Origin of the sequence: Streptomyces sp. AcH 505 (assembly GCF_000818175.1) — a bacterium.
Classification (GTDB): Bacteria; Actinomycetota; Actinomycetes; order Streptomycetales; family Streptomycetaceae; genus Streptomyces.
Map to the genome: position 1 here is coordinate 5,932,877 of NZ_JTIY01000001.1, position 14,368 is coordinate 5,947,244.

Genomic DNA, 14,368 nt, shown 5'->3' on the forward strand with positions numbered 1-14,368 from the left:
GGCTCCACCCCGGCCAGCCGCTCCCGCCAGTAAGCCAGCTGCTCCTCCAGCAGGTCACCGGCCAGCCGCTCCCGCTGCCATACGGAGAAGTCCGCGTACTGCAGCGGCAGTTCGGGCAGTCCGGTCGGCGCGACCCCCGCGACAGCCGCCCGGTAGCCCTCGCGCAGCTCGCGCGCCATGACGCCCTCGGACCAGCCGTCGGCGATGATGTGATGCACCGTCACCAAAACGAACGCCTCGTCGTCGGCGAGCCGTACCAGATGGGCGCGGAGCAGCGGACCCGTCGCCAGGTCGAACGGGTGACCCGCCTCGTCCTCGGCGAACCGCCGTGCCGCCGCGTGCCGTTCGGCCGGATCGGTGATGTGCCGCAGGTCGTGGACGCTCGCTCCCACCGGCGCCGGCGCGTCGATGACCTGCCCCGGCTCGCCGTCGTCGGTGACGAACCGGGTCCGCAGGATCTCGTGCCGCGCCGCCATCGCCGTGAGCGCCGTGTCCAGCGCAGAGGCGTCCAGTACGCCACGGACGTGCAGCGCGAACGGTACGACGTACTCGGCGCGTCCAGGCTCCAGTTGATCAAGGAACCACAGCCGCTGCTGGGCGGAGCTCAGCGGCAGCGGGGCGCCCGTCCTGGCGACGGGCGCGATCCGCCCCGCGTCGTCCACGTCCAGCTCGGCCACGACGGCCGCGAGCGCGGCGACGGTCGGCGCCGCGAACAGGGCGCGTACCGGCACCTCCACGCCGAGTGCGGCCCGCAGCCGCGAGGTGACCTGGGTGGCCAGCAGTGAATGGCCGCCCAGCTCGAAGAAGTTGTCGTCGACCCGGGTGACGTCCGTACCCAGCACCTGCGACCAGGCCACCGCCACGGCGTGCTCGGCCGGTGTGCGCGGCGCGACGCCGGCCTCGGCCGAGCGGGGCTCGGGCGCGGGCAGCGCGCGCCGGTCCACCTTGCCGTTCGGGGTGAGCGGCAGCCGGTCCAGGGTCACGAAGGCGGACGGCACCATGTAGTCGGGCAGTTCGCGCCGCAGCCTCACGCGCAGTTCCTCGGCGGTCGGCGGCTGGCCGTCCGGCACGACGTACGCCACCAGGCGCTTGTCGCCCGGGACGTCCTCGCGCAGGACGACGGCCGTGGCCGTGACATCGGGACCTGCCAGCAGTACCGAAGCGATCTCGCCCGGTTCGATGCGGTGGCCGCGCAACTTCACCTGGTCGTCGAGGCGTCCCAGGAACTCCAGCTGCCCGTCGGACAGCCACCGCACCCGGTCCCCGGTGCGGTAGGCCCGCCGGGGGGTGCCGTCGATGTCCAGGGTGACGAACCGCTCCGCCGTCTGCTGCGGCAGCCCCTGGTAGCCCCGCGCCAACCCGGCGCCGCCGACGAGGAGTTCGCCAGGGACACCGATCGGCACCGGCCGGTCGTGCCGGTCGACGACATGGACCACGGTGTTGCGTACCGGCCGCCCGATCGGCGGCACCGGCACCCCGGGCACCACCTCGGCGGACGTCGTGACCACCGTCGACTCGGTCGGACCGTAGTTGTTGACGACGCGGAACGGCAGCCGCAGCCCGGCCGGCAGGCGCAGCGCGTCACCGCCGGTGAGGACGTACGCCAGCGAGGTCGGCCCCGACCAGTCCAGCGCGGCCAGCGCCTCCAGCATGGGCGTGGAGAGGAACGTGCCGGTCACCTGCCGCTCGGCCAGCCAGTCCCGCAGCAACTCCGGTGTGCGCCGCACCGTGTCCTCCGGTACGCAGACGGTCGCGCCGGCGGCCAGCGCGGGCCACAGCTCCCACGCCGCGGCGTCGAAGCCGATACCGGCGAGATGCGCGACCCGGCGGCCCGGCGCGGCGCCGAAGCTCTCCACCGTCCAGTGGATCAGGTTGACCAGGCTGTGGTGCTCGATCTGTACGCCCTTGGGGCGGCCGGTCGAGCCGCTCGTGTAGATCAGATAGGCCAGGTCGTGCGGGGCGGCGGCGGGTTCGAGGTCGTCCGTCGCCAGCTCCTCGATCCCCGGCCAGTCCTGGTCGGTGAGGAAGCGGTGGGGCGTACGGGGCAGCCGCGCCGTGTGCGCCGCGTCGGTCACCACATGCGCTGCGGCCGAGTCCTCGATCATGAAGGCGAGCCGGTCGGCCGGAAGCTCCGGGTCCAGCGGCAGGTAGGCCGCCCCGGCCTTCAGTGCCGCGAGCAGCGCGGTGATCTGGTCGGGCCCGCGCTCCAGGCAGACGGCGACCACCCGGCCAGGACCGGCGCCGAGCGAGCGCAGGTGCCGGGCGAGCCGGTTGGCACGCTCGTTCAGCTCCCGGTAGGTCAGCTCCCCGGGCTCCGACAACACCGCTGCTGCAGTCGGCAGTTGAGCGGCACGCTCCTCGACGAGCCGGTGCGCCGTCGTGTCGGCGTCCCGGGCGAGGGACGCGGTCCCGGACCACTCGGTCAGTACGAGGCGGCGCTCGGCGCCGGTCAACACCTCCAGCTCCGACAGCCGCTTTTGCCGGTCCGACACCGCCGCTTCGAGCAGCGTGGTGAAGTGACCGGCCAGCCGCGCCGCCGTCGCGTGGTCGAACAGGTCCACGGCGAAGACGAGGTTCCCGTCGAGCGAACCGTCGGGCCGCTCCGTCAGGAACAGCGTCAGGTCGAACTTGGCCTCCTCCGCCCGCACAGCGAACGGCTCGACGCCAAGACCCGGCAGCCCCCACGCGTTCCCGTCCGGGGTGTTCTGGAGCACGAACATGGTCTGGAACAGCGGTGTGCGCGACAGGTCCCGCTCCGGCGCCAGCTCCTCCACCAGCCGCTCGAACGGCAGCTCCTGGTGGTCGTAGGCGCCGAGCGCGGTGTCCCTGACCCGGTCGAGCAGCTCACCGAAGCTCGGATCGCCCGCCAGGTCCGTGCGCATCACGAGCGTGTTGACGAAGAAGCCGATCAGCTCCTCCGTCTCGGCCCGGCCGCGGCCCGCGACCGGGCTGCCGACCGCGATGTCCTCCTGCCCGCTGTACTCCGCCATGAGCAGCTGGAACACCGCCAGCAGGGACATGAACAGGGTGGCGCCCTGCCCCGCGGCGGTCCGCCGGGCGGCGTCGACCACGCCGGCGGGCACGGTGAAGGCGACCGCGTCTCCGCGCCCCGACCGCTCCGCCGGCCGGCGGTGGTCGGCGGGCAGCTCCAGCGGCTGGAGGCCGGCGAGCCGGTCGCGCCAGTACGCCGCCTGACCGTCCAGCGCGGGCCCCTCCAGGGCCGTACGCTGCCAGGCGGCGAAGTCCGCGTACTGGAACTCCAGGGGTACGAGGCCGGCTTCGCGTCCCGCGACCGCGGCGCCGTACAGTTCCCGCAGCTCACGGGCCAGGATGCCCTCCGACCAGCCGTCGGAGACGATGTGGTGCAGCGCGATCAGCAGCAGCCACTCCTCGTCGGCGACACGCACCGCAACCGCCCGCAGCAGCGGTCCCGCAGCCAGGTCGAACGGCGCTCCCGCCGCCTCGCGCAGGATGCCGAGCGCCGCTTCGCCGCCGAGGTCCCGTGCGTCGCGCACCTCGACAGCCACGTCGCGCGGCGCCTCGACGATCTGCGCGGGGCGGCCCGCGGCGTCCGCCACGAACCGGGTCCGCAGGATCTCGTGCCGGGCCACCAGCGCCGTCAGCGCGGCGCCGAACACGTCAGGGGCGAAGCGCCCGGTGACCCGGAGCCCGGCCGGGACGATGTATTCCGCCCGTCCCGGCTCCAACTGGTCCAGGAACCAGAGGCGTTGCTGGGCGAACGACAGCGGCAGCGGCCCCGCCGACCGGTCGGCGCGCCCCATCGCCGTCACCGTGCCCGGGTCGAGCGCGTCGACGGCGGCGGCCAGCAGCGCGGGGGTCGGTGCCTCGAACAGGGTGCGGTGGGACACGTCCACCCCCAGGTCGCGGCGGAGCCGGGAGGCGACCCGGGCGGCCAGCAGGGAGTGTCCGCCCAGCTCGAAGAAGTCGTCGTCGGCGCCCACCGGGTCCACACCCAGCAACTCGGCCCAGATACCGGCGACCGCGATCTGCGTCGGTGTGCCCGGCGCCGTGAACGCCACGGACAGCTCGGGCCGGTGGCCCTGCGGTGCGGGCAGCGCCTTGCGGTCGACCTTGCCGTTCGGTGTCAGCGGAAGCCGCTCCAGTGTCACGTAGCGGGCGGGCACCATGTGCTCAGGCAGTTCCCGCGCGAGGGCGCGGCGCAGCTCGGGCGTCGCAGGACCGGGTTCGTCCGCCGTCACCAGGTAGGCCACCAGGCGCTTGTCGCCGGGGACGTCCTCGCGGACCACGACGGTCGCCGCCACCACACCGGGCCGGGCGAGCAGGGCGTTCTCGATCTCGCCGAGCTCCACCCGGTGACCGCGCAGCTTGACCTGGTCGTCGATCCGGCCGAGGTAGACGAGGCGGCCGTCCGGCAGCCACTTGACCAGGTCCCCGGTGCGGTACACCCGGGCGTCCGGGTCCGCGGAGAACGGGTGCGGCACGAACCGCTCCGCCGTCAGGTCGGGCCGGCCCAGATAGCCGAGGGCCACGTTCACGCCGCCGATCAGCAACTCGCCCGGCACGCCAACCGGCTGGACCTCGCCGTGCGCGCCGACCACGAACACCTCGGTGTTGTCGATCGCGCGGCCCATCGGCACATGGTCGGCCGCCGGGTCCACCGACACCGTACGGCTGACCACGTTGCCCACGGTCGCCTCGGTCGGCCCGTACTCGTTGACGACGGCCGTGGCGTCCGTGCCGTTGGTCAGCATCCGGTGGGTCAGCGCCGGTGTCAGGTCCTCGCCGCCCGCCACCACCGTCACGATGTCGTGCCGCAGCCCGTCCCGCTCCAACCGGGCGACCAGCAGCTCAAGATGTGACGGCGTCGCCTTGAGGAAGCTGATCCGCGCCCCGGTCGCCACGAGATCCACGGCGGCGTCGAACACCGTCTGCCCGGGACCCGGGTTCGGTATCACCAGGCGCAGCCCCTGCACCAGCGGCAGGAACAGCGCCGTGACCGTCAGGTCGAACGCGGCCGACGAGCACAGCAGCGAGCCGATCTCGGCGCCGGGCGCCGCCGGGTAGTTGCGGTCGCACCAGTGCAGGTAGTTGACGACGCCCCGGTGCGCCACCCGCACGCCCTTGGGACGGCCCGTCGAGCCGGAGGTGTAGATGACGTACGCCAGGTCGCCGGCGCCCGCCTCGACCGCCGGGGCCGGGGTGTCGCCGTCCGGCCAGCCGCTGTCGGTGAGCAGCAGTTCAGGACCGGGCGCGAAGAGGCCGGCGTGCGCGGACTGCGTGACCACCACGGGCGCCGCACTGTCGCCGACCATGTAACGCAGCCGCTCGGCCGGGTACGACGGGTCCAACGGCACATACGCGGCACCGGACTTGAGCACCCCGAGCAGGGCGCACACCAGATCAGGGCCGTGGTCCAGGCACACGGCGACCAGGGCGCCGGGTCCGACGCCCCGCTCCGCGAGGTGGTGCGCGAGCCGGTTCGCCCGCTCGTCCAGCGCCCGGTACGTCAGCAGCTGCCCGTCGTGCTCCAGGGCGACCGCGTCCGGCTGCCGGGCGGCCCGCTCCGCCACCAGCCGGTGGACGGTCGACGTGTCGGGGAAGGCGGACCGGGGGCCGTTCCACTCGGTGAGGATCCGGGTCCGCTCCGCCGCCGTCAGCATCTCCAGCGCGGCCAGCCGCGTCCCCGGCGCTTCGGCGGCGGAGCCGGCGAGGACACCGAAGTGGTCCGCCAGACGCTCGGCCGTGGCGCGGTCGAACAGGTCGGTGCGGTAGCCCAGCACACCGCGCAGCGCGTCGCCGTCGGCGGCCAGCTCCAGGGTGAGCTGCGCCGTGGGCGCGAGCGCCGCCGACGTCTCACCCGCCGTACGCCACACGAACCACGGGGCACCGGTCAGCGCGCCGTCGGCCGCGTCGGCGAGCGCCGCGTACGGCAGGCCGCCGCGCGCCCGTACGGCCGTCGCGACCTGCGTCAGCGCGTCCTCGAACTGCGGGTCGCCCTCCGGACCGCGTACGGCCCGCACCAGCGCGTCGTCGCCCCGCACCACCACCGGGACGTCGCCCCGGCCGGTGTGCCGTGCGAGCAGTGTCTGAAACACCGTCAGCAGGGCCGTCGAAAGCTCCGTCCCGCGCTCGTGCGCCGTCGCGGACAGCGCCGCGGCCGTCACGGCGGGCACGTCGAAGAGGACCCGGTCCGAGGGACCCGGTCCGTCGTCGGCCGGGCGCCGGTCCGCCGGCAGCTCCAGCGGCTCAAGACCCGCCAGCGCGCGCCGCCACTCCTCAACCTGGTGATCAGCCACCGTTCACTCCCCATCGTCAGCACGTTGTCAGCGATACACGCGGTACAAGCGGTACAAGCGGTTCGGCGCCGGAAGGACGTCCGCGGTCAGCACGTTAGGACGCGGGCGCGGGCGCCCCCAGTGGGCACAAGTGACGCCCCCGGGGCTGGCCACAAGTGCCCAGTGCCGCTGGGGAACACCGCTGGCCACGATGGACGACGTCACCCGCCGACAGCCCGTACGCCCGCAGCCGACTCCCCGAAGTCCCACCGAACGCCTTGGAAACGGGCGGGACTTGGGGGACCCGGCCAGGGCGGGGACTGCCCCGGATGACCGGCCCGATCGCAGCGATCGAGGCCCCTACGGTGTCGAGAGGAAAGCCGGTCGTGTACCAGCGTCACCAGCCCCCGGAGAGCCCGCCCCACGCGGTCCTGAGCACCATTCCCTCGGACGCGCACACCTGGAACCTGCTGTTCCTCCAACTCACGCTGGAGGAACAGGGATGGGAGGTCACCAACCTCGGCGCCTGCGTCCCGGTCGACACCCTGGTCACCGAGTCCGCCGCACGGCCCCCGGGCCTCATCGTCGTGAGCACCGTCAACGGGCACGGCGCCGAGGAGGCCCCGGCCCTCGCCCGCGCGGTGCGTGCCGAGCCCGCCCTGGCCCGGGTACCGCTCGTCATCGGCGGCAAGCTCGACACCGAGGGGTCCGTCGACCCCGACGCCCATCCCGCGCTCACCGAGGCCGGCTTCGACGCGGTCCTGACCGGGCCGAACGCCGTACCGCGCATGCTCGCCCTGCTCGACTCCCTGTCCCAGCGCGGGCACGGAAGGGCCTACGCCGATGCCGTCGGCTGACCCCGCCCCCGGCAGCGCGGGACCGCTCACCGACCCGCTCCCCGGCGGCGCCTTCCACCGTTTCATGGCCGAAGCGGCGCACAACGGCACACTCGTCGTCCAGCCCCGCATGGGGTTCGCCGACCCCGCCAGGATGCGCGCGGGACTGCTCGCCACCCGTGGCGCGGCCGCCACCACCGTCGGCACCCTCACCCTCGACAGCTTCACCCGCGTCGGTGACTACGCTGCCGCCGCCCGCGCCGCCGCCCAGGGCCACCAGCTCAACGGCTACCCGCTCGTGAGCATGCCCGTCGCCACCACCACCGGGATGCTCGACGGCGTCCGGGGCGAGGACTTCCCCGTCCAGGTGCGGCACGGTTCGGCGCAGCCCGGCCGGATCGTCGAGGCACTGGTCGAGGCCGGGCTCGACGCCACCGAGGGCGGCCCCGTCTCGTACTGCCTGCCCTACGGCCGCATCCCGCTGGCCACCTCCGTGCAGGCGTGGGGCGAGACGTGCAGCAGGCTCGCCGAACTCCGGGCGACCGGCGTCGAACCGCACCTGGAGAGCTTCGGCGGCTGCATGCTGGGCCAGCTCTGCCCGCCCTCGCTGCTCGTCGCCATCTCCGTACTGGAAGGCATGTTCTTCCGGCAGCACGGACTGCGCAGCATCTCGCTGAGCTACGCCCAGCAGACCAGCGCCGCGCAGGACGAGGAAGCCGTCCACGCGCTGCGCGCCCTGGCCGCCGACCACCTCCCCGACACCTCCTGGCACGTGGTCGTCTACGCCTACATGGGCGTCTATCCGGAGACCAGGTCCGGTGCGCTGGCCCTCGTCGCCGACGCGGCCCGGCTCGCGGTACGGACCGGAGCCGCACGCCTCATCGTCAAGACGGCCGCCGAGTCCGCCCGCATTCCGTCGATCGCCGAGAACGTCACGGCGCTGGAGACCGCCACGACCGCCGGACAGTCCGAGCTGCGCACCGCACCACCGCCGTCCACCGGCGTCGAGGAGGAGGCCCGTGCCCTCGTGGAGGCCGTACTCGGCCTGCACGACGACCTGGGACAGGCCCTGATCCGGGCCTTCGCCCGTGGCTACCTCGACGTCCCCTTCTGCCTGCACCCCGACAACGCGGGCCGCACCCGCAGCGTCATCTCCGAGCAGGGCCGGCTGGAGTGGTCCCGTACCGGGTCGCTGCCGCTCGGCCCCACCGCCACCGCGCACAGCACCCACCCCCTGACCTCCTCGGGGCTGATGTACGCGCTGCATCACGTCAAGACCCGCTACGACGCGTCCGCCGACCCGCTCGCCCGAGCGAGCTGACGGATCGTCATCTTTCCCCTTCCGCGGCCCTTTTCGGGCCGGTGAACCGTACGTCGACCGGACAAGGACCGACATGACACTCCAGATCGACCACCCCCTGGCGTTCGCCGCCGCTCCCGCCCTTCCCTCGCCGCTGGAACACCTGCGCGACCCGCGCACCCGGGCGGCCCTGCGCATCCAGCAGGCCCTGGTCGCCGGCGCCCGCGCCTACCTGCGCGCCGACGACGCGGTGGAGATGTCCCACCCGATCATCGGCCCCGTCACCGACCCCGGCTCGCGCGGCGCCAAGCAGGTCGACGTCGACTACTACGGGCACCGCTACAAGCTGATGACCAGCGCCATCCTCTACAAGCAGGCGTCGCTACTGGCGTACGACCGGATCTTCCTCGTCGCGCCCAACGTCCGCCTGGAGCCGGTCGAGACCAGCACGACCCGCCGTCACCTCGCCGAGTTCCGGCAGATCGACGTCGAGTACGCGGGCGCCAGCCGCGACGACGCCATGGACATCGCCGAGGGCCTGGTCCGCCGGGCCGTCACCACCGTCGCCGACGAGTGCGGCGCCGAACTGGCCGTACTGGGCCGCGATCCCGACGCCCTGCGCCGGTTCGTCGCCCGGCCGTTCGCCCGCGTGCCGCACGGCGAGGTCGTCGAGCGGCTGCGCAGCGACGGGTACCCGCAGGCCGAGGGCACGGAGATCGAGTGGGAGGCCGAGGAGCGCATCTCCCGCCAGGCCGAGGCCCCGTTCTTCGTCGTCGGCTACCCCAAGGGCTCGCGCGGCTTCTACGACAAGGAGAGCCCGGCCGAGCCCGGTACCCTGCTCAACTTCGACCTGATCGCGCCCGAGTCCTGCGGCGAACTGTGCAGCGGCAGCGAGCGCGAGAGCGAGTACGCGGCCCTGGTCACCCGGATGCGGGAGACCGGCGAGAACCCCTCCAAGTACGCCTGGTACCTGGAGGTCGCCCGGCACGGCATCCCCAGGAGCGCCGGCTTCGGCATCGGCCTGGAACGCCTCACCCGCTGGGTCGCCGGCCTCGACTCCGTGTGGCAGGCCACCGCCTTCCCGAAGCTCGCGGGGGTCGTGTCCCCGTGACGTACCTGACCGCACCCGGCCTGCCCGAGGACGACATCCGCGCCCGCGCCCGCGACGGAGCCGCCGCCGTCTTCCCGCCGCTCGACAGCTACGGCACCGCCGTCTTCGGCGGAACCCGCGAACAGGGCGACGAGATCGACACCCTGCGCCTGGCCCCGCCCGTCTTCATGCCCGGCCGCCTCGCCAAACTCATCGACCTCGGCCGCGAACCCCTCTACTCCGACGTCAGCCTCACCACCGCGCTCGGCGGCTTCGACACCCCGCTGCCGGTGTACGTGTCGGCCCTCGGCTCCACCCGCGTCGCCGGCACCAGCCTCGCCCTCAGCCGCCAGGCGGGACGCCTCGGCATCCCCATGGTCATCGGCGAGAACGTCGCCCCGATGAACGGCTTCCGCAGCAGCGGCGACGACCACCGCAAGGGTCTGCTGGAACGCATCCTCGCCTACTGCGAGGAACTGCCCGACGGCGTCGGCGGCGTCTGCGTCCAGCAGAGCACCGAGGACGCCGACTCCGAGGTCTGGAACCACGTCTACAGCGACCCCGCCGTCTCCGGACTCCTCGCCTCCGGCCGCCTCGGCTTCGAGATGAAGGTCGGCCAGGGCGCCAAGCCAGGACTCGGCGGCCTCACCATGATCAGCGAGGCGGTCGCCGCCGACCTCGAAGGACAGTACGCCGTCGAACGGCTCACGGACGGCGGACCCGTCCTGCGCTGCTCCAGCCCCGGCACCTTCACCGACGAGATCTTCCGCCGGCAGATCCAGCTCATGCGCAACAACTACCCCCGCGCCCGCTGCTGGGTGAAACTCTTCCCCGGCAGGGACGTCGGCCACGCCGCCGGCATCGCCTGGGACGCGGGCGCCCACGCCGTCACCGTCGACGGAGCCGAGGGCGGCACCGGCTGGGCCCCCACCGGCTTCCTCGGCCACGTCGGACTGCCCCTGGCCGAGTGCCTGCGCCGCGTCGAACCCGCCGGCCGCACCCTGCTCGCCAGCGGACGCGTCTGGGACGGCATCCGCGCCGTGAAACTGCTCGCCCTCGGCGCCCGCGCCGTCGGCCTCGGCCGCGCGGCGCTCGTCGCCGCCGACGAGGACCCGGCACACGGGCTCGAACGCCTCCTGGAGGCCATGGCCCTGGAGATGCGGATGGCCGTCAGCTCCCTCGGCAGATACGCGGCGGACGAGACCGGCCCCGAGGACCTGTGGAGGCCCGAGTCATGATCTACGAGCACACGTACGAGCTGGTCACCGACGACCTCTTCGTCCGGCTGCCCCGGATGGCACCCGGCGCCGAGGTCTTCCTCAAGATCGAAGGCCTCAACCCGGCAGGATCCGTCAAACTCAAGACGGCACTGAGCCTGGTCGAGGACGCCGAACACCGCGGCGTCCTCACCCCCGGGGCCCGCGTCATCGAATCGTCCTCGGGGAACCTCGGTATCGCCCTCAGCTCCATCTGCGCCACCAAGGGATACGCCTTCACCTGCGTCGTCGACCCCAACACCAACGCCACCAGCATCGACCACATGCGCGCCCTCGGCGCCGAGGTCGTCGTCGTGGACACCGTCGACGCCAACGGCGGCTTCCTCCAGTCCCGCATCGCCCACATCCGGCGCCGCGTCGAGGCCGACCCCACCATGGTGTGGCTCAACCAGTACGCCAACCCGGCCAACCCCCGCGCCCACTACGAACAGACAGCGCGCACCCTGCTCAAGGAACTCCAGCAGATCGACTACCTGTTCGTCGGCGCCGGCTCCACCGGCACGTTCGTCGGCTGCTCCCGGTACCTGCGCGAATTCTCGCCCGACACCCGGATCGTCGCGGTCGACGCCGTCGGCTCCATCATCTTCGGCGCCCCGCCAGGACCGCGGGTCATCCCGGGACTCGGCGCCAGCCGCATCCCCGAACTGTTCGAACCCGGCCTCGCCGACGACGTCGTGCTCGTCCCCGAGGAGGACGCGGTCCACGAGTGCCGGCTGCTCGCCCGCACCCACGGCCTGCTGGTCGGCGGCTCCACCGGATCCGTCCTGGCCGCGATCCGCCGGTACGCGGACGTGTTCCCGGCCGGCTCCCGTATCGCCGCGATCTCACCCGACCTGGGGGAGCGCTACCTCGGCACGGTCTACAACGACGCCTGGGTGGGAGCACACCTCGGTGTGCTCGCGTGACCAGCACCACCGCCATCGACACCACTCCGCGCCCCTCCCGTGAAAGGGACCACCGATGTCTGCATTCCATGTGATCGACGGGGCCGTCGCCCGAGACGTCATCACCTCCGCGCCGTCCGAGATCCTGGACATCGTGCGGGACACCTACCTCCAGCACAGCCGCGGCGCCACCGTGAACCCGGACAGCTACTTCCTGCGCTTCCCCGAGAACCCCGGCGCCCGCATCATCGCCCTCCCCGCCCACCTGGGCGGCGAGGCACCGGTCTCCGGCCTGAAGTGGATCGCCAGCTACCCGGAGAACGTGCGGCAGAACCTGCCGCGCGCGTCGGCGGTCCTGCTCCTCAACGACGCGGAGACCGGCTACCCGTTCGCCTGCCTTGAGGCGTCCGCCATCAGCGCCGCCCGTACGGCGGCCTCCGCGGCACTCGCCGTGGAGACCCTGGCCCCCGACGACGCGCCCCGCACGGTGCTCTTCGTCGGCGCCGGCGTCATCGGCCGTACGGTCTCCGACTTCCTCGCGGCCCGCGGCCTCAACGTCGGCGAGTGCCTCGTCCACGACCATGTGGAGGCGTACGCAGAGAAGTTCGCCGCCTACGCGGCCGAGGCCCACGGGTGGCAGGCGAGAGCCGTCACCGAGATCGACGCGGCCCTGGCCACCGCCGACGTCGTGGTCCTCGCGACCACCGCCCCTGCGCCGTGGCTGGCGGACGGCCAGCCCCTGCTGCCGGACCAGCTGATCCTGAACCTGTCCCTGCGCGACATCCACCCCACGGTCATGATCAAGTGCAACAACATCCTCGACGACATCGACCACTGCCTCACCGCCCAGACCTCACCCCACCTCACCGAGATCGAGTACGGCAGCCGCGACTTCGTCGACGGCACCCTCGCCGACGTCCTGAACGGCAAGGTCACCCTCGACCGGAAGCGCCCCACGGTGTTCTCCCCGTTCGGCCTCGGCGTCCTGGACCTGGCGGTCGGCTGCCACATCTACCGGACGGCCCTGGACAGCGGCCGGGCCACCGAAATCCCCAGCTTCATACCGGAGTTGACGCGGTGGTGACCTGACCTGAGCTGCCTGCGCAACGTCGATGCCCTCGTCCCGGATCCGGGACGAGGGCATCGACGTCATGCGGGGCGGATGCCCTCGCACCCCGCACCCCGCACCCCGCACTCCACACCGAGCACCGAGGCCCCTGAACGGGCGGACCCTTGCCCCGGACGAACGGAAGCCGCCCCCCGCGTGGGCGGGGGGCGGCTTGTGGTGGCGTGATGGCCGTCAGGCCGGCAACAGGAGCCCGGCCTTCCGGCCGGAGCCGTTCGCCGTCATGGCCTCTCGTACCGCGGTGACCAGCACGGACAGCTGCTCCTCACCCTTCACCATCTCCATGTGGCGACCGGGCATGGGACGGATGTCCAGACCCATCGGGTAGAGCCCGTTCCAGTGCGCGACGTACCGCGCCTGCGGCACCTCGTCGCCGCTGCCGTCGCGTACGGTGTCGCTGACGAACAGCGTCGCGGCCGCCGCCGAGCCCACGGGCCGGTAGGCGGCGAGCGAGCGCACCTCGGCCTCCAGCACCGCGTAGGGCAGCCATTCGGTGAGCGTGATCGCGGCCTCGTCGATATTCATCTCCGGGGCCAGACTCTTCATCTCCCCTTCGGTACGGGCCCGTTGGGCGCCGGTCTCGCCCTGACCCCGCTGCCACAGGGCGTTCACCTGGCGGTACACCTCCGCGTGCCGCTGGAACCGGTCCTGCTGGTCGTCCCCGGTCGTCGCCGGCTCCAGCAGGAGCAGCGCGGCCACCGCCTCCGGGTCCCGTGCCCCCATCGCGTGGGCGATCACAGCGCCTGTTGACCATCCGAGGATCGTGCACGGCCCCTCCGGCTGCACCCGGCGGATCTCCCGCCAGTAGCGGTCCGCGATGGCCTCGAAGCCGACGAGCGGCGACTCGCCTGCGTTCAGCCCCGGCGCCTGAATGCCGTACACGGTGAACGCCCCGGCCAGGCGCTGTGCGAGCGCCCGGTACGGATGCGTGCTCCCGCCGCCCGGGTGCACGCAGAACAGCGTGGGCAGAGCGGGGTCGGCTTCGGGCGAGAGCAGTACGAGCAGTCCGCCGGCCCCGGACTCCGGGGTGTCCAGCACGGCGGCCAGCTCGGCCACCGTGGGGTGCCGCATGAGCTGCTGAAGGGCCATCGGCAGACCGGCCTCCCGGATCCGGGAGGTCACGCGCACCGCGCTGATGGACTGGCCGCCGAGCGTGAAGAAGTTGTCGTGGACGCCGATGGTGTCGATGCCGAGGATGTCGGACCAGACGGTGGTGAGGATGTGCTCCGTGGGGGTGCGAGGAGCGGTGTAGGTGGTGTCCAGGTCGGGGCGGTGGTGGTCGGGGGCGGGGAGGGCTTTGGTGTCGACCTTGCCGTTGGGGGTGAGGGGGAGCTGGTCGAGCGTGACGTAGGCCGCCGGGACCATGTACTCCGGCAGCTCGCGTTGCAGATGGGCACGGAGTTCGCTGACGTCCGGGCTGGTCTCGGGGGTGGTGACGAGGTAGGCGGTCAGTCGTTTGTCGCCGGGGGTGTCCTCGCGTACCACCACGGCCGCGGTTGTGACTGTGGGGTGGGTGGTGAGGGCGGTTTCGATTTCGCCGAGTTCGATGCGGTAGCCGCGGAGTTTGATTTGGTTGTCGATGCGGCCGATGAATTCGA

8 protein-coding genes are annotated in these 14,368 nt (G+C 72.8%); 6 read left to right on the forward strand and 2 right to left on the reverse strand.

Features of this window, described 5'->3' with window-relative positions:
* Positions 1-6,278 (reverse strand): non-ribosomal peptide synthetase (locus tag HY68_RS26550; RefSeq protein ID WP_041993283.1); only part of this gene is annotated, 6,278 nt, incomplete at its 3' end.
* A 365-nt stretch (positions 6,279-6,643) separates the two neighbouring features.
* Between HY68_RS26550 and HY68_RS26555 the strand changes: the two genes are divergently transcribed.
* The 6 genes from HY68_RS26555 to sbnB all read left to right on the forward strand — a co-directional run bounded on the left by HY68_RS26555 (position 6,644) and on the right by sbnB (position 12,728).
* On the forward strand, positions 6,644-7,114 hold the full coding sequence (locus tag HY68_RS26555; protein WP_041993286.1) for a cobalamin B12-binding domain-containing protein: 471 nt from the start codon (positions 6,644-6,646) through the stop codon (positions 7,112-7,114).
* Positions 7,101-8,414, forward strand: coding sequence for a methylaspartate mutase (locus tag HY68_RS26560; RefSeq protein WP_078863793.1), 1,314 nt, complete (start codon positions 7,101-7,103; stop codon positions 8,412-8,414). Before HY68_RS26555 ends, HY68_RS26560 begins: the two co-directional genes overlap by 14 nt.
* Before the next feature lie 73 nt (positions 8,415-8,487).
* Positions 8,488-9,504 carry an asparagine synthetase A gene (locus tag HY68_RS26565; RefSeq protein WP_041993288.1) on the forward strand — a complete coding sequence of 339 codons (1,017 nt, stop codon included), beginning with the start codon at positions 8,488-8,490 and terminating at the stop codon, positions 9,502-9,504.
* On the forward strand, positions 9,501-10,721 hold the full coding sequence (locus HY68_RS26570; RefSeq protein WP_041993290.1) for a glutamate synthase-related protein: 1,221 nt from the start codon (positions 9,501-9,503) through the stop codon (positions 10,719-10,721). The genes HY68_RS26565 and HY68_RS26570 overlap by 4 nt, the downstream gene beginning before the upstream one ends.
* Positions 10,718-11,665, forward strand: coding sequence for a 2,3-diaminopropionate biosynthesis protein SbnA (sbnA, locus tag HY68_RS26575; RefSeq protein ID WP_041993293.1), 948 nt, complete (start codon positions 10,718-10,720; stop codon positions 11,663-11,665). The genes HY68_RS26570 and sbnA overlap by 4 nt, the downstream gene beginning before the upstream one ends.
* Positions 11,666-11,720: 55 nt before the next feature.
* On the forward strand, positions 11,721-12,728 hold the full coding sequence (sbnB, locus tag HY68_RS26580) for a 2,3-diaminopropionate biosynthesis protein SbnB (RefSeq protein ID WP_041993296.1): 1,008 nt from the start codon (positions 11,721-11,723) through the stop codon (positions 12,726-12,728).
* Between the two features lie 216 nt (positions 12,729-12,944).
* Here the strand turns inward: sbnB and HY68_RS26585 are convergent.
* The coding region (locus HY68_RS26585) for an alpha/beta fold hydrolase (protein WP_041993299.1) at positions 12,945-14,368 on the reverse strand (1,424 nt) is incomplete at its 5' end.

What these genes read in the sequence shown, in the direction of transcription:
- HY68_RS26560 (WP_078863793.1), top strand. Translation starts at nt 7,101, where the DNA reads ATGCCGTCGGCTGACCCCGCCCCCGGCAGCGCGGGACCGCTCACCGAC.
- HY68_RS26565 (WP_041993288.1), top strand. Translation starts at nt 8,488, where the DNA reads ATGACACTCCAGATCGACCACCCCCTGGCGTTCGCCGCCGCTCCCGCC.
- sbnA (WP_041993293.1), top strand. Translation starts at nt 10,718, where the DNA reads ATGATCTACGAGCACACGTACGAGCTGGTCACCGACGACCTCTTCGTC.
- sbnB (WP_041993296.1), top strand. Translation starts at nt 11,721, where the DNA reads ATGTCTGCATTCCATGTGATCGACGGGGCCGTCGCCCGAGACGTCATC.